General features: G+C 65.1%; 14 protein-coding genes and 2 pseudogenes. 7 read left to right on the top strand and 9 right to left on the bottom strand.

Annotated elements, in window-relative coordinates; translation table 11 throughout:
- Positions 1–91 precede the first annotated feature (91 nt).
- Positions 92–619, bottom strand: coding sequence for an NUDIX domain-containing protein (locus tag HEB94_RS17990; RefSeq protein ID WP_192750964.1), 528 nt, complete (start codon positions 617–619; stop codon positions 92–94).
- Between the two features lie 182 nt (positions 620–801).
- Between HEB94_RS17990 and HEB94_RS54615 the strand changes: the two genes are divergently transcribed.
- Together HEB94_RS54615 and HEB94_RS18000 are read left to right on the top strand one after the other, a co-directional pair.
- Complete coding sequence (locus HEB94_RS54615) at positions 802–1,383, top strand: tyrosine-type recombinase/integrase (protein WP_202897259.1); 582 nt, start codon at positions 802–804, stop codon at positions 1,381–1,383.
- Between the two features lie 368 nt (positions 1,384–1,751).
- Positions 1,752–2,855: an IS630 family transposase gene (locus tag HEB94_RS18000; protein ID WP_192750965.1), complete on the top strand. Its 1,104-nt coding sequence runs from the start codon at positions 1,752–1,754 to the stop codon at positions 2,853–2,855.
- A 276-nt stretch (positions 2,856–3,131) separates the two neighbouring features.
- On the opposite strand, the gene HEB94_RS18005 is transcribed toward HEB94_RS18000, so the two are convergent.
- The 6 genes and pseudogenes from HEB94_RS18005 to HEB94_RS18025 all read right to left on the bottom strand — a co-directional run bounded on the left by HEB94_RS18005 (position 3,132) and on the right by HEB94_RS18025 (position 10,249).
- The gene (locus tag HEB94_RS18005; RefSeq protein ID WP_202896401.1) at positions 3,132–4,214 is read right to left on the bottom strand and encodes an IS630 family transposase; all 1,083 of its coding nucleotides are present in this window, start codon (positions 4,212–4,214) and stop codon (positions 3,132–3,134) included.
- A gap of 100 nt (positions 4,215–4,314) precedes the next feature.
- Positions 4,315–5,490 (bottom strand): ammonium transporter, encoded by a 1,176-nt coding sequence (locus HEB94_RS18010; RefSeq protein ID WP_202896402.1) that lies wholly within the window; start codon positions 5,488–5,490, stop codon positions 4,315–4,317.
- A gap of 924 nt (positions 5,491–6,414) precedes the next feature.
- Positions 6,415–7,682, bottom strand: a pseudogene (locus HEB94_RS50730) (HoxN/HupN/NixA family nickel/cobalt transporter).
- Positions 7,683–8,158: 476 nt separating this feature from the next.
- Positions 8,159–8,503: a hypothetical protein gene (locus HEB94_RS18020; RefSeq protein WP_192750968.1), complete on the bottom strand. Its 345-nt coding sequence runs from the start codon at positions 8,501–8,503 to the stop codon at positions 8,159–8,161.
- Positions 8,504–9,848: 1,345 nt separating this feature from the next.
- Positions 9,849–9,974: a hypothetical protein gene (locus tag HEB94_RS52500; RefSeq protein ID WP_273375863.1), complete on the bottom strand. Its 126-nt coding sequence runs from the start codon at positions 9,972–9,974 to the stop codon at positions 9,849–9,851.
- Positions 9,975–10,006: 32 nt separating this feature from the next.
- Positions 10,007–10,249 carry a hypothetical protein gene (locus tag HEB94_RS18025; RefSeq protein ID WP_192750969.1) on the bottom strand — a complete coding sequence of 81 codons (243 nt, stop codon included), beginning with the start codon at positions 10,247–10,249 and terminating at the stop codon, positions 10,007–10,009.
- A gap of 928 nt (positions 10,250–11,177) precedes the next feature.
- Between HEB94_RS18025 and HEB94_RS18030 the strand changes: the two genes are divergently transcribed.
- The 4 genes and pseudogenes from HEB94_RS18030 to HEB94_RS49330 all read left to right on the top strand — a co-directional run bounded on the left by HEB94_RS18030 (position 11,178) and on the right by HEB94_RS49330 (position 14,287).
- A complete protein-coding gene (locus HEB94_RS18030) occupies positions 11,178–12,821 on the top strand; it encodes an endonuclease/exonuclease/phosphatase family protein (RefSeq protein ID WP_192750970.1) in 1,644 nt (547 codons plus the stop codon).
- A 61-nt stretch (positions 12,822–12,882) separates the two neighbouring features.
- Positions 12,883–13,116 (top strand): annotated as a pseudogene (locus HEB94_RS53580) (ATP-binding cassette domain-containing protein); the annotation flags it as partial.
- Between the two features lie 244 nt (positions 13,117–13,360).
- Positions 13,361–13,570: a hypothetical protein gene (locus HEB94_RS49325; protein ID WP_202896405.1), complete on the top strand. Its 210-nt coding sequence runs from the start codon at positions 13,361–13,363 to the stop codon at positions 13,568–13,570.
- Positions 13,571–13,927: 357 nt separating this feature from the next.
- Positions 13,928–14,287 carry a hypothetical protein gene (locus tag HEB94_RS49330; RefSeq protein WP_202896406.1) on the top strand — a complete coding sequence of 120 codons (360 nt, stop codon included), beginning with the start codon at positions 13,928–13,930 and terminating at the stop codon, positions 14,285–14,287.
- A gap of 7 nt (positions 14,288–14,294) precedes the next feature.
- On the opposite strand, the gene HEB94_RS53585 is transcribed toward HEB94_RS49330, so the two are convergent.
- Positions 14,295–16,232 carry a metallophosphoesterase gene (locus tag HEB94_RS53585; protein WP_192750972.1) on the bottom strand — a complete coding sequence of 646 codons (1,938 nt, stop codon included), beginning with the start codon at positions 16,230–16,232 and terminating at the stop codon, positions 14,295–14,297.
- Positions 16,233–16,895: 663 nt separating this feature from the next.
- Here HEB94_RS53585 and HEB94_RS18045 point away from each other — a divergent pair.
- Positions 16,896–17,579 (top strand): maleylpyruvate isomerase family mycothiol-dependent enzyme, encoded by a 684-nt coding sequence (locus tag HEB94_RS18045; protein ID WP_202896407.1) that lies wholly within the window; start codon positions 16,896–16,898, stop codon positions 17,577–17,579.
- Between the two features lie 409 nt (positions 17,580–17,988).
- On the opposite strand, the gene HEB94_RS18050 is transcribed toward HEB94_RS18045, so the two are convergent.
- On the bottom strand, positions 17,989–18,774 hold the full coding sequence (locus tag HEB94_RS18050) for a tetratricopeptide repeat protein (protein WP_192750973.1): 786 nt from the start codon (positions 18,772–18,774) through the stop codon (positions 17,989–17,991).
- Between the last annotated feature and the right edge of the window lie 365 nt (positions 18,775–19,139).

The following is a 19,139-nucleotide window of genomic DNA, read 5'->3' on the forward strand; positions in this document are numbered from 1 at the left end:
TGCGGGAGTGGGGCGGGGACATCGGAAGGCTCCTGGTCCTGGGCGCTCCGGCAAGGCGATGATCGGATCGCTCAGCCGTCTGCGAGGGGGCTTACAAAACGGCACGCCCGAAGTGCGCATAGGTCGGCCCGGCGTGCAGGGCGTCGACCGCGGATATCAGGCGCCTGACCATAGATGGCCGTAGCCGAGGGCTGGCTTCGTCGATCGTCAAGAACTCGAGGTCCCGGACTTCGCCGTCACGGGCCGAGAGGCCCTGGGCCTGGTCGCTGTCGAGCACGCCGCCATCGAAGATGAACATTAGCCCGTCGCCCCATATGCCGTGAGCGGGGATCCAGTCGACGATGAGCAGTGCGCCGGTTGCGAGGTCTAGGCCGATTTCCTCATTGACTTCCCTGCGACACGCATCCCACGGGGACTCATTCTCTTCCGCGATTCCGCCTGGGATTTCAAGCGTGGGCTTGTAGGTAGGGTCGACGAAGAAGATTCGCCCGGCCTGATCCCTGATGAGGGTTCCTCCAGCGGTTCGTTTCCTCGGCAAGCGTGAGGCGATTCCGGGATGGAACTCCTTTTCGGGCTCACCTTCGGCCTGGAGGTCCAGGTCAACGCTGACGCCGGTCATACTTCCTCGCTTCCCGGATCGGAATATACGGAGGTGGTCAGCGCGACGTGAGCACGCTCCTCAAAGGCCCGAGCGACGGTCGACAAGCGCAGCGTCCTGAACCCCGCCCAGGCGGCGGCGTTGCTGGAGGCAGTGGGGGAGTTGAAGCCGAGCGGGCCGCGACTGAAGCCTTCTTCGGAGCGATGTACTACGCCGGCCTCCGCCCCGAGGAGGCGGTCGAACTCCGAATGCCGAACCTCGACCTGCCTGCGGTCGGATGGGGAGAGATCCACCTCGATCATGCGGCCCCAGATGCGGGCTCCGCGTGGACCAACAACGGTGAGTCCCGCGAGCGTCGTCAGCTGAAACACCGGGGCGTCGGCGACGGCCGGACCGTGCCGTGCCCGCCGCAGCTGACGGCGCTGCTGCGTGCGCACCTCCAGCGCTTCGGAGTGGACCAGGATGGGCGACTCTTCCGGGGAGTGCGCCAGGGACGGCAGCCGGACTCCAGCACCTACGAACGTGCCTGGCGAAAGGCCCGGGAGGCTGTCCTCACTCCTGCGCAGGCCAGGTCGCCCCTAGGAAGGCGGCCGTACGACCTGAGGCATGCAGCGGTAAGCACATGGCTCAACGCAGGCGTCGGAGCCGCTCAGGTTGCGGAATGGGCTGGCCACAGCCTCAAGGTCCTTCTTGATATCTATGCCCACTGCATCGACGGCGAAGAGAGCGCTGCCCGCCGGCGTATTGATGCTGCATTGGCCGAGGCGCGCCAGAGCAGCCACTGAGGGGGCACGCGGCCGTCCTAACGCGCGGCTGATGGTGCGCGGAGGAGTCTCGTGGCGTCGCTCACACGAACTCTCCCCGGATGGTCGCCTCGAGGCCGTTGTGAGCCGCCCGGATATTCATCGCGACGCCCGCCAGCTCCAAGCGTTGCTTTATCGCCCACTCGTCGTCGTAGTGGCCATGCTCGTGGAGGATTCGGGCGTGTGCCCGCGCCCTAAAGAGTCACCCGTTGAAGTCCTGTACCTTCAACTCCCGGAGGCGCTTGTAGACATCCTTGCCTGCGACGACCCGTGCCCGGGCGAGAAGGCTATCTAGTGTCATGTAATTGAATTCACTTTACTTTCAATGGTGCTTGTGAAACAATTTTGGTATGCAGCAGCTTACGGAGGAGCGGCGTAGCGAGTTGGAGTCGGTTGTGTCTGTCGGGTACGACGGCTCGGTGTCGATGCGGGCACAGATGGTGCTGGCGTGGTTCGATGGTGAGAGTGCCGCGGATATTGCGAGGCGCTTCGGAGCGTCGAAGCCGACGGTGTATAAGTGGGTGGACCGATTCGAAGAGGCCGGCGTAGCGGGGTTAGACGACCGTACGTCGACTGGCAGGCCTCGTTCTGTGTCTGATTCGGTGCGGTCGCGGATTGTGGCGTTAACGAAGCTCGGCCCGCCGAAAGAAACGGGGCTGACGCACTGGTCGAGCTATGAGATGGCCAAGTATCTGAGACGCCGTGAAGGTATCAGCGTCTCGCACAACTTCGTCGCCGAATTGTGGCGTGAGCACGGCTTGAAGCCACATCGGCAGGGCACGTTCAAGACCTCCACCGACCCGGAGTTCGCGACCAAAGTGGTCGACGTCGTAGGCCTTTACCTCGATCCGCCCGAGGGTGCGGTGGTGCTCAGCTTCGACGAGAAGACGCAGGTCCAGGCTCTGGACCGGACCCAGCCGCTACTGCCGATCAGCTTCGACAAGACCGAGAAGCGCACCCACGACTACGTCCGCCACGGCACCACGAACCTGTTCGCCGCCCTTGAGGTGCTCACCGGAAAAATCACCGGACAAACCTTCCACCGAAAGCGGACCAAAGAGTTCCTACGCTTCATGGAACGACTGGTCAAACGGTACCCGGCAGAGCAAGAAATCCACGTAGTCCTCGACAACCTCAAAACTCACAACAACGGCGACGTCAACGAATGGCTGGCCAAACACCCCAACGTGAAGTTCCACTTCACGCCGAAAGGTAGCTCCTGGATCAACCAGATCGAAACATGGTTCGGCATCATCACCCGGCAATCCATCCGCCGCGGCTCCTTCAAATCCCTCGCCGAGCTGATCCGCCATATCGAGAACTACATCGACCACTGGAACGAAGACGCCGAGCCGTTCGAGTGGACAGCGACAGCCGATCAGATCCTTGAGAAAGTAGCCATGCTCGACCGCGACTACGTGAAGCTGGTCGCCAACAACTACAAGCCCAAGTAAAGCACTTTTAATTACGACACACTAGCTCGTCGGGGTCTGTCTCCGGAAGCTCCGCGATCGGGATCGCTGACCACGTACCCGCGTTGTCCACGAAACGGGCGCTGACCTTGAGAAGCTCGCTGTAGATGTCGAGTCGCCGTGTGCGTAGCTGCTCTTACTTCGTCGCCCTGCGACGCAAGGGCTCGGTAATGAGCGGTGGCAGTGCGGTGGCCGTCAAGGTGCCTGCGATGCCAGCGATACCTAGTCCTAGCCTAGTGTTGCGTGATTCTGGTTGTGTTATTTCGCGTTGTTGTCGACGAGTTTCTTGATGTTGGTCTGGACGAGGCGGACCTTGGCGAGGATCTCTTCGCTGGTGGCGGTCCAGGCGAACGGCTTCGCGTCGATGTTCCAGGTGTCGATGTAGTCCTTGATCTGTTTGATCAGCACGTTCACCGAGGTGAAGGTGCCGCGGCGGATCGACTGGCGGGTCAGGATCCCGAACCACGTCTCGATCTGGTTGATCCAGCTCGATCCGACCGGGGTGAAGTGGAACCTGACGTGCGGATTCTCCTCCAGCCAGGCTTCCACCTCTGGCGTGGTGTGGGTGGACAGGTTGTCCAACACGACATGAATGTCCTTGCCCGCATGAGGTTTGACGGCCTTCTTCAAGAAGGCCAGGAAGTTCACCCCGTCCCGGGTCGGCCTGCACTCCCCGACGACCTGGCCGGTGCCCACATCCAAAGCGGCGAACAGGTTCGTGACACCGTGCCGCACATAGTCGTGGGTGCGTTTCTCGGTCACGCCGAAGTCCAACGGCAGTAGCGGCTGGGTCCGGTCCAACGCCTGGATCTGTGTCTTCTCATCGATGGAGAGCACCACCGCACCACCGGGCGGGTCCAGATACAACCCGACCACATCGGAGACCTTCTCCGCGAACGCGGGATCCTTGGACAACTTGAACGTGGCATGCCGGTGCGGTGCGAGGCCTTCCTCCCGCCACACCCGAGCCACATAGCTCCACGACACACAGATCCCCTCGACCCGCTTCAGATACCCAGCCAACCCACGGGTCGACCAGTGCGACAGCCCCGTCTCCACCGGCGGAGAAGTCCTGGTCAACGCCACCACCCGAGCCCGCACCCGCGGTGGAACCTGCACCCGCGGCGCAGCCCGATCACGATCGTCCAACCCGGCCAGGCCATGCTCGGCGTGGCGGCGGACCCACCGATCCACCGTCGGCAACGACACCCCCGCCAACTCCGCGATGTCCTTACGACGCCGACCTTCCCCATGCCACAACACGATCCGCGCCCGAGTCGCCAGCACCCCCGACACATCCCGACTGTTCACCAACGCCCGCAACTCAGCGTCCTGCTCCACCGAAAGCTCCACACCGAGTCAACGAGCCACAACACGAAAAGTAACGCAACCAGAATCACGCAACACTAGTGGGGGTCGCGCGGAACACGGCGCTGCGGCGTCACGCCTCGGGGAAGGCCTCGTCCGAGCCACGCAGTTGCTCCTCCTGAGTCATATGCATGCGGAAGAGCTTGTCGACCACGGTTCCGATGACATGCGTGGCGACGAACGCGTAGACTCCCACAACGACGATCGCCACCCCCTGCTTTCCCAGTACCGAGGCCGAGCCGCCGTAGAAGAGTCCAGCAGTTCCGCGCAGCTCTCCGGTGGCGAAGAAGCCCAGCAACAGCACTCCGACGATCCCGCCCGCCCCGTGGATGCCGGCCACGTCCAGCGTGTCGTCGTAACCGAGGACGAGCTTCATCTCCACTGCGTACGCGCACACCATCGCGGCGATGGCGCCGATGAAGAATGCGCCGGCGACGTCCACGAACGCGCAGGACGGCGTGATGGCCACCAGCCCGGCCAGCGCGCCGCTGGCGGATCCGAGCCTGGTCAGGTGCCGCAGGCGGATCCACTCCAGCAGGCGCCACGCCAGCATGCCCGAACTGCCCGCGATCAACGTGCTGACGAACGCCCGTGCGGCCAGGGCACCGTCGGTGAGCGCGGAGCCGGCGTTGAAGCCGAACCAGCCAAACCACAGCAGCCCGAGCCCCAGCATGACGAAGGCGATGTTCCCCGGCCGGGGTCCCTCGTGACGCCGGAAGCCGATCCCGCGCCCGAGGACCAGCGCCAAGGCAAGTCCGGCGATGCCTGAGTTCAGCTCAACGACCAGACCGCCGGCGAAGTCCATCACGCCCCATCGGTAAAGCCAGCCGGACGGTGCGAACACCCAGTGCGCGATGGGCGCGTACACGAGGGAGATCCAGACGACGACGAAAATGATCCACGCGCCGAAACGGGCGCGCCCTGCGATCGAGCCGCTGATCAGCGCAACGGTGATGATGGCGAACGTGGCCTGGAAGGCGGCGTAGACGTACGTGGGGATCCGCTCGTACGCCTGCCCCGGGCTGATGCCCGTGAGCAAGAAGTGGCTCCCACCGATTATCCCGGTGCCTCCAACGTCCTTGCCGAAGGCCAGTCCGTAGCCGTACGCGAACCACACGATCGTCACCAGACTGATGCAGATGAAACTCATGTAGAGCATGGTCAAAAGGTTCTTCGAGCGCACCATTCCGCCGTAGAACAGGGCGAGCCCGGGAACCATCAGCAGCACCATCGCGGTGCTGGCGAGCATCCAAGCGGAATCGCCCGTATTCAGACCAGTCGACATCGAGCCTGCGCATTCCTTCGACCGCGTTCAGCAGGAGGGTGCAACTGACTGACGTAATCGCGCATGGCAGAGTTAGGCATGCCTGCTCACTTCCGCGCGGATTTGACGGACAGCGTCAATATTGGCGCTATGAGGCGGACCGGAGCGGATGGCGAGCGTGAAGACAACCGCAGACCGGACAGCGATCTGGTCTCCGATCTTGAAGCGTCTCACGGCCGTTCCCCTCTGACTCGCGTGCGGATTTCGTGGATCTTGCGCCGGACTCGTCGACCGTGATGATCCTGTGATCGACGAGCGTTCGACGGCAGGCCAAAGTACTGAATCGCGCCCAAGTCGTTCTCCATGCGACGACGCATCTCCGCGTTCCATACCCCACGCCACCCGAGACATTCACAGGTGATGGAGGTGTTCAGCTTTCACGGCTGCTCGGACCTCCTCCTTCGACTCGTACGGCACTTGCGTCAAGCGGGATGAACATTGGACACCTGTCTTTAAATTCGTCATACCGCACCGTCGACACCATCGAGCTCCACCCCTCGTGGTCGAATCCACCCGTTGTCCACAGACCGGCCTCGCGTAGAGGGTGCATTTTTGCCTCTCCATAATGCGCCGAGGAGAAGCTGTGATGGATCATGGTTTCGCTGAGCCGGACGAACCTCTGGGTGGCATAAGGAGCCACACGCCGGCAGTGGACGCTCCTTTCCGGTGGCGCGACAACCACGACGGGACCTCGCCCGCTCCGGGTTGGTCGGCCGGGTGACCCTCAACGAGCGAACTCCGGCGGGTGGCCCGCCCACGCCGACGAGGTGGCGCTCGTGGGCCCTCTCCCGGCGATCGTCGACCGCATCCTGGCGTCGAACAACTCGCGCGTGAGCGTCCTGATCGTGCTCACTCGCGACGTCGAGCTGCTGGAGGCCGGCCAGGCCGCGCTATAGCCGGTCTGGGCTCCGCCGCTTCCCGCAGGCCCGACAGCCGCCGTACCAACGCGGCGAGGCTCCACGTGGCGACGAGCAGCGCGACGATGACATACCCGAGGATCTCGAAGTGCTCCGCCAGCGACGCGTACGCCGCGAGGGGCCTGCTCGTCCCGGTCGCATCGGTCACCAGCGCGGCGAGGTAGACGGTCGCGACGAACGCCGCGACCAGCACGGTCATCCCGGTCGTTGCCGCGTTGTAGTAGAGCCGGCGCGCCGGACTGCGGTAGGCCCACGAATAGGCGCGTGACATGATCAGGCTGTCGGCGGTGTCACAGGCCGTCATTCCGGCGGCGAACAGCAGCGGCAGCGTGAGCACGGCCATCATCGGTATCCCGCCCTGTGACGCGGTGCTGGCTGACAGTGCGAGCAGCGTCACCTCGCTGGCGGTCTCCAGGCCAACCCAAACAGCAGCCCGACCGGGAACATGTGCCATGAGGATCGGATCAGCCCTCGAACGCGGCTGCCGAGAATGCGGTTCATGAGGCCCCGGTTGACCAGCATCAGCTCCAGCTCGTCCGGGTCGATCCGACCGCGGGTCATCCGCCGCCATAGCCCGATCAACCCTGCGAGCACGAGGCCGTTCAGCACTGCGACGAGCAGCAGGAACGACATGGCGACGACCTGCGAGACCGGCCCGCCGATCCGCTGGAAGCTCTCCACGTCGTGCCCGGCGGCCGTCGTCACGATCAGGGCCAGCGCCAGCACGATGGTCGAGTGGCCGAGTGCGAAAAAGAAGCCCACGCCGACCGGGCGGCGACCGCGCTGCAGCATCAGTCGGGTCGTGTCGTCGATCGCCGCGATGTGGTCGGCGTCGAAGGCATGCCGGATGCCCAAGGTGTAGGCGAGCGTCCCGGCCCCCGCGAACGCCCCGGCCTCCGCCAAGCCGGCGGCGTAGAACAAGTACAACGACCAGCCCGCGATATGAAGTACCGCGACCACGGCCACGATGCCGCCGATTCGCATCCGTTCCCGCGCCGTCCAGCGCGGGTATGCGTACGCGGATAGGCTCATCGCCGCACCTTCGGGAATCTGCCCGCACCCCTGCGGCCCGTGCGCCGTGCATTCAGGAGCCTCATCTGCACTGACGTCACGACCACCTCTGGCATCGGGCTGCACACCAACCACCCTCTTGATCAACCGCCTCTGCCCGAGGTGACTCAATGAAGACAGCCAGATCATTCACGTCTCAAAGCCGCCTCAAACAGGTCGACAGATTCGGCATGTACGACGCCGCGCTACCTACCCGGCGGGAACCTCCACCTCGATCGACCGCAAGCCCCAACCAGTGCACAGGTGAAGGCCGTCACAGAGATCGTCAGCGAACTACTCGGTTAGCCCTCGCCAAGTGGTCACGGTGCGCGACCTCATCGGCACCGCTCAACTTCGACGTGCAGTCAGTCCTTAGCTGAATGGCCGGCGGCTCCCTAGTCCTCAAATAAGCGAGTCGGTTCTGTGGTGGTGGCCGAACGCGATTTGATCATGTCGGTTGTCGTGTTGGGCATGTCGATGGGACGCTTGAAGGTGTCGGTGGCGGGTCGGAGTGGCCTGGTGGGGGCTGTGTGGGGGTGTTCGGCGCCGGTTTTTGGTGTCTGGGCAGGTGTGGTCGCCGCCGCGGCTGCGCGGCGGTCGGTTCGGGGTCGGCGACAGGTTGTGGTTTAGCCGAAGCGGGTTCGTTCGGTGGTGTTCCAGGCGCTGAAGAGCCGGTCCAGGTTGGGGTTGTGGCCGATGAGTCGGATGGTGATGGTGCGGGCTCGGCGGGTGACCATGGCGGGGATGAGGATGATGGCGGCCAAGAAGCGCCGGAACTCCATGCGGATGTAGTCGTGCCGCTCTTGTTTGGGTTGCATCATCATCGCGAACCAGGACTTGATGTTCCAGGCGAGTGCGGCGATGACCATGTAGGCCCAGTTGGAGACCAGCGTCTCCTCGCGGTCGACTGCATTACCCGCCCCGGCGTGGCGGCGCTCCGGCTGGCTCTGAGCGGCTTCCGCTCCTAGCAATGAGCGACCGAGACGAGCGTTAGCCCTTACTCCGTCGCCCTCGCGGGCGTGGCGTGGAGACTGGCCGGCCCGGAACACGCCGTGACGGTCTTTGTCGCCGTGCTCGGTCTCTTCCGCGGCGTCCAGACGAAGCGACGACGCGGGTAACCGGGGGGAGGCGAAGTAAGCGGCACCCCCGGCCTCCGGAAGGTGCCGCTTACGTTTGGGGCCAGTTCGCGGCCCCATCCCAGACTAGAACATTTGTTCGAGTGACATGTGTCAGACCGGCTGCGTTGGGTCGATGCGGGCCGGATGGCCACCACTCCAAGCCACCCCACAATTCGAGGCTCGCCTCCGTCGAAAGCGCTGGCCCAACCCGTTTGTCCCACATGCTCCCCAGAGAGGCGCCTCCGGAGCGCGTATGGCCAGGTCAGGCGCGGTGTTGCTGATGCTCTGTAAAACCGTCGGCTTCGCCTACACTGGTTCGAACCCAGTACCTGCCACAGCAGTAGAAACGGCCCCTGACCTGCACAAACAGGTCCGGGGCCGTTCGTGTGGCGGTGCTTTGGGGGCGACGGTGTGTGGACCGTCGGCTCTGCATGTCGGTCGGGCGTTGGTGCTGGTCAGGCGGCTGCGGCTGGTTCCGGGGTGGCGGAGTTTCGCGCGGCGCGGCGTATACGTGGCCTTGCTTTTGGCCGTGCTTGCGGGGCGCTGATGGTGGCTGGCAGCCGTGCTGGGCTGCGCCGCGTGGCGGCGCTCGCAGGGTTTCTGCGGGGTTGTGCGGGATTCTGCGGTAGAAGTGGGGGCGATGCATCTTGGTGACCTGCGGGGACTGCCGCGGGGATGTGGTTCTGCGGATTCTGCGACGGGCCTGGGGACCGGCCGTGGTTGCTGGCAGTCCGTGGACGGCGGAGGGCGCAGGGCGATGTCGCCGTCTGCCGGACCGCCGTTCGGTGCCGAGGCTGTGGGGGCAGTGGCGTGTGGTGTCGTCGAAGGTCGCGGCCGGTCTGGGTCGGGCACCGTCGACGGTTAGCCGGGAACTGTGACGCAATCGGCTTCGGCATGACGGTGGCGTCTGCGACGGTGACCTGGCACACGCCGGGGCCCGGGCGTGTGCTCGGCGTCGACGCCGTGGACGGTTTGCTGAGCGATCCGGCGTTGCGGGCGCAGGTGCGGGTCAAGCGGGACGCCCGCGATCCGGCCAGGCCTACGATGTGGCCCGCGGTCACGCCGAAGTGTGCTCCACGAAAGCAGCCCGGAATGATCACGCGGTGGCCGCCCTGTGTCACGCCACACCCAAGATCACGAAACATCCTTGGTCCTTGGTCTTGGCGGACGACTCGGCGTAGGTCGGCTGCCCCAGACATCAGGTCAGTCGCTCGATCGCCGGGGAGTCTGAGTTGATGTCTGGGCTGAAGATCTTGATGATCAACAGGTCGTGGTCCCCGGTGTTCTCCATATCGAGCGGCCGGACCGCTCGATCGTGGGTCACGGGCAGTTCGTCGTTGGCCGGGTCGCCGGCGGCTACCGGCGCGCCGCCAGTGGTGCCCGTACCCTGCCAGACCAGGAGGCTGAAGACCCCCGGTTCTCGCTCGTCTGGTACCGGGCGCCGGGGGAGAGGAACAGCCGTTTGCCGCTGAACTTCGGCGAACCGTAGAAGATCCACGACTCGACCACCCCGTCCTCCTCATGCAAGGGCACTGGCGGCGTGTGGTGGTTCTCGTAGAAGTACGGATCGCTGTTCTCATCCCAGTCGATCCAGTGCAATACCGCGGGCTCGCCGTGCTTGTGGCGCGCCGCGTCGCTGATGTGTTGAACAGCAGGTCCTTGCTGATGATCTGGCCGGCGTTGAGCGCCTGAAGCATCGCCAGGGTGTGGTCCTCCTGCAGTTCGATGTGCCCGCGGCGCATGCCCGCGCTGCGCAGCCGGGATGGAACAGGCCTGTCGGCAGCGCCGGGTCATCGGCGTGACCGCCGACATGGAGAGCCAGGGGATGGCGAGCGAGTCGGCAGTCAAGCACTAACCCGCTCGCCGCTCCCCGCAGCGGCACTCGCCCGACCCGCCTCCGCCTCGGGGCCACGATCTTCAAATCGACGGCTAGCACGGCGGATTGTCCCCGGCCGTCCCCGAGTCTGTGCGTCCTTCGCCCAGGTCAGAGAGTGATGGGGGACGGCTGGGACAGCTGGGACAGAACGAGCACTCCCCCGCATGGGTCATGCTTTGTGGCTAGCGCCGACGGGCGGCTCGGGCTTGTTCCCGAGCCATCCCCGTCTACCGTCCTTGCAGTAGACGACCTTCGTCCGGATTCTGTCGCAGCCCGACGCTTTCCAGTCGTGCCCCGATCCGATCCGCTGCATCAGAGTCCTTGGCGCCTCGGCACTTGGTATTGCCCGCTGCATTCGCTAAGGCCCCGATGGCCGGCCGGTTTCGTCAAGTGGACCATGCCCGATTACCCGACCGTAGGCAGTGGTCAAGCCTCAGGAGGCTTATCAGGCGAGGTTAACGGCCGATCGAAAATTGGGTTTCGGTTGGAGAAATAGGCAATGAATTTAGATTGATCTTTGACAGTTTGTGGTGTGATGGGCGAGGCTATCGGGCAGCGTGCGTCAACTGGCGGAGTCTTATGGAGGGACGGATTCTTATGGGCGCAAAGCCGTCGCATAACTGCGCTGGCCGTAAAGGCGACGAGGCGCCGATGGGGAGTGTGCGCCGCCTCAGCCGTAAGACGTTCCTGGGTGCCGCAGGTTTTGGGGCGGTAGCGCTGGCCGTCGGTCCGGCGTTGTCCGGGGATGTAGAGGCCCGCGCCGCCGAGGTACGTGCGGGTCACGGCTCCGGCGAGGATACCGCGCTGCGGGTCGTGTCGTGGAACATCCGCAATGGCCGCCTTGGCGGTACTGATCCGCACTTCACTGGCGGGGAGCAGAATCTCAGGCAGTTGATTCAGTTCTTGCGCCGCGAGCGGCCCGACGTCCTGGTGACCGTTGAGACCTACGGTGCCGGCGACGAGATCCTTGCCGGTCTCAACCGTGGCGTGGACGAGGACCGTCGCTACGCGGGCGTGCAGATCACGGTGGGTACGAAAGAGCAAGAGGAAGGTCCCGACCGGGACAACCTCTGGCTGTTCACCAGGTACCCGGTGGTGGAGAGGTACGCACCGATCAACGAAGATCGGCTCTCGTCGTTCAACTTCGGCGGGATACGAATCCGCCTTCCGGATGGCAAAGAGGTCAGCGTCTTCAGTACTTGGCTGTGGAACGCCGGCTGGGCATGGGGAACTGCTGACGACACCGCGCTCGATCTGAAGTACGGTCTGCCCCGGCGATGGACCGACCAGGAGATCATTCAGACCGACCTGGAACGCCGGCAGGAGATGGCCAGTGTCATCGTCAACGAACGGTTGCCGCAGTACATCGGTGACCCCGGTGCACCGGTCATCATGGCCGGTGACTTCAACACGATGTCGCCTCTCGACTGGAGCGCCCAGTGGGCCGGTGCTCCGGGCCACGAGGGTCTGGTGCTGGAGTGGCCCGCGATGAAGGTCTTCGAGCAGGCGGGATTCGTCGACACCTATCGCGCGGCGAATCCCGATGCCGGGCGCTATCCGGGACGGACCTGGTCGCCGTACTTCGGGTTCGGTTACGCGCCGGGCAGGATCGACTTCATCCTCGCCCGGGGTGCGGACATCCGTATCACCGGATCGCACACTCACACCAGAAGACTTCCCGAACACCAGGTCGTCAGCTTCGACGACCAGTTCCCCTTCTACTCCGACCACGGAGTGGTCGTGAGCGACCTTGTCGTCCACGGCGGCGGTCCCAGCTACTTCGGCGAACCCCCGCGAGAGACCGAGCCACCGTTCGGGGTCGAATGGCCCGAACCTGCAGGGAAGTTGGTACCGCGCGAAGAGATCACGGCCACCGCCACGACTGCGCACGTCGGCTTCGAAGCGACAAAGGCCATCGATGGAGACGTCGCAACGATGTGGCATTCGGAATGGAGCCCGAAATCGTCGCTTCCGCAGTCGATCACTCTCGAGCTCGGCAAGGTTCGCCGGGTCCGGACGCTCACATACCAGGGCCGGGTCACTTCCCGCTACAACGGCAATGTCACCCACTGGCGCGTCCTGGCCGCGCGTGACGGGAGCAGTTTCCATCAGGTAGTCGAGGGGACCTGGGAAGCCAATTCCTGGGAGAAGGCGATCGACCTCAAGGGCATCCACGCTAGCCACCTGCGCTTCGAGGTCATCTGGGGCTTCGAAACCACCTGGATCTCCGGCAGCACCGACCCAGGGCTCGCTGCCGCCACCGAGATACGCGTCTACGAAGAGCCGGCAGGCTGACGCGTCATTCACTACCGCTGATCCACAGGGCAGAGGTGGGCCGACAGTGCGGCAGCGGTGCGTGTCAACAGCGCGCGACTGGTACCCCAAACAAGCAGCACAAAGGGGAGAGCCCACTTGCGAGCCGGCTACGCGCACGGCAAGACCGGCGAGTTCGACGAGGCGCCTCCAACGCGCAACGATCACCGTCGTGGTCGGCGAGGTCGGCTCGGGCAAGTCCACCCTGCTCGAGGTGCCGCTCACCCTCCGGCACCCCGATGCGGGACGCATCTGCTGGAACGGCGCCGTTGTGGCGACGCCCGCCGAGTTCATGCAGCCGCCACGGGTCGCCTACAAAACAGCAGTGGCCGGACTGCTCAGCGACACCCTTAAGAAGAACAACGTCCTGCTCGGGCTGTCGAAGGCCGCGTCGGTCTGCGTGTTCGGGGAGTTCGACTGGTCCCCCGGCGTGTACGAGCAGTGCATCGGCCCGTTGGGGCGCGACGGAGTCCGCGGTCGCCGCGTACTACGGGCTGTCCGAGGGCGGCACCGACCCGCTGATGGCGGAGCTGCTCGGTCTCAAGTGGCAGCAGTCGCGGAGCATCCTCAACCCGGACGCCGCACTGTCCGCCCCGTCGGTGGACAATGCGGAGCGCACGAAGGGGGCTCGCCCAGGATGTTCTCACCGGCTACGTGGGCGTACACCAGATCCGGAGACCGAGGCGCCGGTGACGTCGCTCGCCGCGGTGCGGGCGCTGTGCTGCTGCTGATCGGAGCAGCGTGCATCTATCCGTTCGTATACATAGCCAGCGTGTCCATCAGCGACGGGGCCAAGGTCGCGTCAGGCCAGATCTACCGGCTGCCCAAGGGACTCAACTTCGAGACGTACCGCTATATCTTCTCCAACCCACGACTGGGCATCGTGCAAGGCGTAGTCAACTCCGTCCTGTACACAGTGGTCGGAACCGTCGTGGCCGTGCTGTTGATGTACTTCACCGCCTATGTACTGTCGCGCAAGAGGTTCCGCGGCCGCCACTTCATCATGATGGCTTTCGTGGCATCGTGGATCTCTATGACCATCTGGCGGCTGGTGAACTCGCGCTGGGTAATGATCCTTCCCGGGCGCCATGTCCGGGGTCGGCGAGGTCGAGGAGATCGCCGACGCCGCCAAGCAGGAGCTGTTCGCGGACACCGACAGCCGCGCAGGTGGCCGGGCCAGGCTTCACGCACCGGACTGGTTCGCGGCGCTGCTCGACCGCCAGATCGGCGGGCTGCTCTCGTCGTTGCGCACGGACTGCACTGGATCCAGCGCGCGGTACGGCTGCTTGTGGAACCAGACGGATACGTATTCGTCACCGCTGACGAGTTCGACCCCTGTGGAGGAGAAGTCAGACGCGTTGACCGACGCCCTCGGTCGAGCCGGACGCAGCTGCGGGCTGGTGAGCGGTCGTTACCCCGACTCACCAGCCCCGGCTTGGCTGCTCTGACTAGTGCCTACTTGCCTGTCTGGCCTTGCGGTACGGCGGTGCAGCGGGCGGAGCCGGCATCGGTGAAGGTGCCGTTGTCGCCGGGTTCGGGGGTGAACGCCCAGTCATAGCCCGTTGGCCGCAACGTGAGCCGGAGGGCGCCGAAGGTGTCGGCGTTCCCGACCTCGAGGTTCGGGACCTGGGTGATCCCGGGGTGGAATCCGACACCGCCGGTACCGATGACGATCTCCCGGATGCCGGTCGGGTCGGCCTTACCGTCAGCGTCCTGCGGTGCGTAGCGCTGGTAGTTGTGGTCGTGGCCGTTGAGCACCAGGTCGACACCGTGCTGCTGCGCGAGCCGCCACAACGGCGTCGTGTCGGGATTGCCGACCCCACCCGGGGTGAGCGCGGAGAAGATCGGCTTGTGCCAGTACACCAAGGTGCACTTGTTCGGGTGCGCCTGAAGGTCCTGCTCGAACCAGCGGTACTGGCCCGACCCGGGCGCACACGACACGACCCCACACTCGCTGTTCAGCGCCACGACGTGCCAGCGCCCGAGGTCGTAGGAGTAGTAGCCGCGCTCACGATCGCCAGCGCGACCATCGGCCTGACCGACCCCGTTGAAGTAGTCGAAGAACCCGTCCGCCCGGGCACCCGGGTAGTAGGCCTGCGCGTACTCGTGGTTGCCCACCGCGGGGTAGGTCATATCCTTGAACGCACCCCATGACTTGTCGTACGAGGACTGGAAAGCCTCCAGCGTACCGACGTCGTACTGCCCGTCGGCGAGCATCGTCACCACGTCGGGTTTCATCGACTGAACCAGCGTGGCCGTACCCGCCTGATGGCACGCGGTCCGTGTCACCTTGCTGGTGGCCGCGCAGGCGACGTCGCCGGCAGCGACCAACACCGGGGCGTCAGTACCCGACGCGTCGCCGCTGCTCGGGAGCCGGCCACGGAAGTAGGCGTTGCGCGGGATCGGCACTGGCGTGGTGGTGAACCGAACTGTCTCGGTGTCGGTGTTGCCGGCCTTGTCCGTCACCGTGACCGCGAGGGTGTGGTCACCGGCCGGGATGTTCTCCACCGGGAACCGGTCGGGTACCGGGATCGCCCTGCCATCGAGCACCGCGGCGGCGCCGGCCATCCCCGAGACCGAGTCGGTCGCGTCGACCCGCACCACCAGGTTGCCGCTCCCGATCCGTTCGCCCTCCGCCGGTGAGGTCGAACCGATCACCGGTGGCGTGTTGTCGACGCGGAAGCCCACCTTGCTGGTCTGCCCGTCGGCGGCGGCCGCCGCCAGGGTGTGCGGACCATCCGCGAGCTGCCGGGAGTCCAGCGCGTAGGACACGCCGTGGATCTGGTCAGCAGAGGTGGTCATGATGAAGTTCTTGGTGACCTGTTCCTCGGTCGCGTTGCCGCCGGGGAACCCGTCGCCCAGCGGAATCACCTGCGTGCTCGGCACCGAGGGGTCGGCGAGGTCCGTGCCGCCCAACAGGCGCAAGCGGACGTTGCGGATGGTGAAGTCGTCGTGGTTCTTCGTCAGGTCAGTTGGTGACACCGAGCTTCCAGCCCGAACTGTCACCACGTTCGCGCCCTCGTGCAGGACTCCCGCCGGCATCGCCACCGTCGCGGTCGCGTAGCCGGAGTAGTCCTGGCTGATGAGCGAGACCATCTTCCCGTTCACCCACAGCGAGTTGAGCAGCCGCTGAGAGCCGCTCTGCACACCGTCGGCCTCGAACAGCACCGTGGCCGGGAGGCTCGACTCCGGCCGGGTAACCGCCGGCGCGTCGTCGAGCGTGAGCTTTAGATCCGATCCGGCGCTCGCGTAAACAGTCACCTGGCCGCGGACGGCCTGCCCTTCCTGCAGCGACACCGCCGGACCGCTCCCCGCAGCAGCCGCCGTTCCCGTCATGGTCGCCGGCTGCGCGAGCGCACCCAGCGCGGCGGCGCACACCAGACCCGCAACCACGCCCTTATCTCGCCACCGGCCATGCCGGCGCCGCGAATGTTCCCTTTTCATGTTGTGTCCCCTCCGGGGTCGTGGAAACCATGCGTAGGATAGGTAAGGAAATGGGGCGAACGGGAAACGCTCGGTGGACCCCATCATGAATTCTGTGAGCGATTGATGCCGCACGGTCGCGGCGTACTCGTCCCCGGCTCGATGGGCCGACGTTCTGGGCGCATGGACTTTGGTCGCGGCACTCCGAATCTGACGCAGTTCCGCAAGCTCGATCGCCTGATGCCGATATGGCTGGCACCAGAGAGGAGACGATGGTGACGACGCCGCCGCGGCGGGTCATCACAGGCCTGGGGCCGCCCTCTGGGACCGTCGCGGTCGCGGCGGCCCTGCACCGCAAGCTCTGCTGTGTCTTGGGCTGACCGTTCCCGTACTTCAGATGATGGCGCTCGAGGAACTAGCCTTTGGGGGACATGGCAGTCAGATGATGGAGGTGGCGCGGCGCCCCAGGGTTCGGGCAGTACCGGCCCAGCGACGGCGTCCTCCGCCCATTCGCACTCGTCTCGGTTGACATACGAGACGGACAGATCACCCAACTCGTGACGTTCCTCGGCGCGCAGCATCGGTTCGCCGAGTTCGGCCTCCCAGAGTCCCTCCGTGCGGAGCATGTCAGGGGTGACCGATGAGTTCTCCCGCCCCGTGTCGTACAAGTCGATGAACACACCGACGATGCGGAAGGACAGCCCGATGGGAACATCCTCGGCCCACCTGACAAGCGAGACCCGGACGGAGCGGGAGCGGCTCGCCAGCCTCTTTGGCGACCTCACGCCAAAGCAGTGGGGCATGCCGTCCCTCTGCGACGGCTGGCAGGTCCGTGAGGTGGTCGCCCACATGACGATGCCGTTCCGGACCAAGCCGTTCGGGGTGATGGCAGGTGTGGCTCGGGCCAGGTTCTCGTTCAACAGGTACGCCGACCGGGACGCCCGGTCAGCAGCACAGGCGATGAGCGAGGCCGAGCTCGTCGACCTTCTCCGGCGCAACGTCGACCACCCCTGGCAGCCACCCGGTGGCGGAGAGGCCGGTGCCCTCAGCCACGACGTCATCCACGGCCTCGACGTCACTGAACCACTCGGCCTCCCCTCGGCACCGGCTGATCGCGTCGCGCTGGTTCTGGCATCAACCAGGCCCCGGCAGATGAACTACTTCGGGGTCGACCTTGACGGGAGAAAACTGGCCGCCATCGACACGGACGTGTCCGTCGGCGAGGGATCGACCGTCGTGATGATGACAGCCAAGGAGATTCTCCTCGTGGTCACCGGACGACGACCGCTCAACGAGGTCCCTGGAGCGAGCCGGTGACGACCCCTGCCCAACTCCGCAAAGCCGCGCTCGCGCTTCCCGTAACCACCGAAGGGAAACACTTCGGTTCGGCCGCGCTCTTCTCCGTGCGCGGGCGAGAGTTCGCGTCGCTGACCAAGGACGGGATCGTACAACTCAAAGTCTCGCCCGGCGATGTCGACCGGTTCCTCGCGGACCATCCCACCGGGGGAGCCCCTGCACCGCAACGGGGAAGACTGTGTCGGAGTCCGAGCACCGCTGGCCGACATCAACGGCAAGACCCTCAACGCTCTGGTGAAAGCTGCCTGGGTCAACAACGCCCCGAAACAACTGGTCGTGCGACTGGCGGAGGCCAACGACACAAGCCACGTTGGCGACCTACCCGCCAACCTCGGCAAGCCAGCGCTCAGAGCACTACGTACGGTAGGCATCACCAGACTACAACAGGCGGCCACTTGGAGTGAGTCAGTCGCCGGTAGTCTCGTGCCGTCTCAACCTCGTCGGCGACTTCAGGCCAGTACCGTTCGGCAAGGACCGGTTGCAACCTCTCGCGCGTGACCTTCAGAGCCTGTGCGCGAGCCTTCGACTGGGATTCGTCGACTTCCACCCACTGGTCGGCGAGTTCCTTCGCGGCACTGAGCAGTTTCAGGTAGGCGTAGCGCACATCGATGACGTCCGGACGCAGCCACAGATGGTGTAGATACCGGAGCCGCTGCCGGTGCATGAACGGCGCCCACAGTCGTCGACTGTACGTCTTGGCGTTCTGCCCGTCGTAGATGAGCGCGCCCTGGTAGGAGTCGAGCGCGTCGACGAACAGCCCCAGCCGCTGCCGCACCGAGGCCACCTCGGCTCGTAGGTAGGGGTTCAACGGGTCGTGCTTTTGCGTGCGGTTGTACAGGGTCAGCGCCTCATCGAACCGTCTCGCCGCGACAAGCCGCTTCGCCTCCTGATAGGCCTCGAACAGCTCCGCCGGAATCTCACGTCCCTGCCATTCGGGCCACGGTGTGTACCTGCATGCTCGGGTGACCGGGAGAAGTGCGGCCATGCTCCACCAACCGGCTGTCCGCACCGCGTGTTGCCAGCTGTCCTGCCATACGGTGTGGGTGCAACTCCCCTGACTCGACAGCGGGGTCACCGTGGTGGTGACTCCGTATCTCGGAGACTCGTCCCGGAGGTGCAGCGTGCCGCTCACCCGGTAGGCGATCTTCGGCCGCATCCGACCGAGCAGCTTCAGAACACTCGGCCAGAACTTCTGCGGGTCGGTGTGGAGCGGGATGAGTAGGTGGAGGCGCTCCGCACCTGCCCACTCGACGCAGCCCCCTACACCTTCGTCGCGGTCTTGAACTTGCGGGAGGTGGCCGGGTGGCCGACGTGCGGGCGACCGCCCACGGCGCCGGCGGCCCAAGGTCTGTCAATGGTCGTGTCAATGAAACGCGGTCGTCGAGGGCCATCTGTGACAGGCCAAATAGGTAAATGGCCAGGTCAGTCGACGTCAGACAGCCCGCCCCGGACTGGTCGGCCCTCTTGTAATCGGGCGGTTAGGGGTTCAAGTCCCCTCGCTGGCTCCGCATGAAAGCCCAG

The organism is Actinopolymorpha pittospori (assembly GCF_014873875.1).
GTDB lineage: Bacteria > Actinomycetota > Actinomycetes > Propionibacteriales > Actinopolymorphaceae > Actinopolymorpha > Actinopolymorpha pittospori.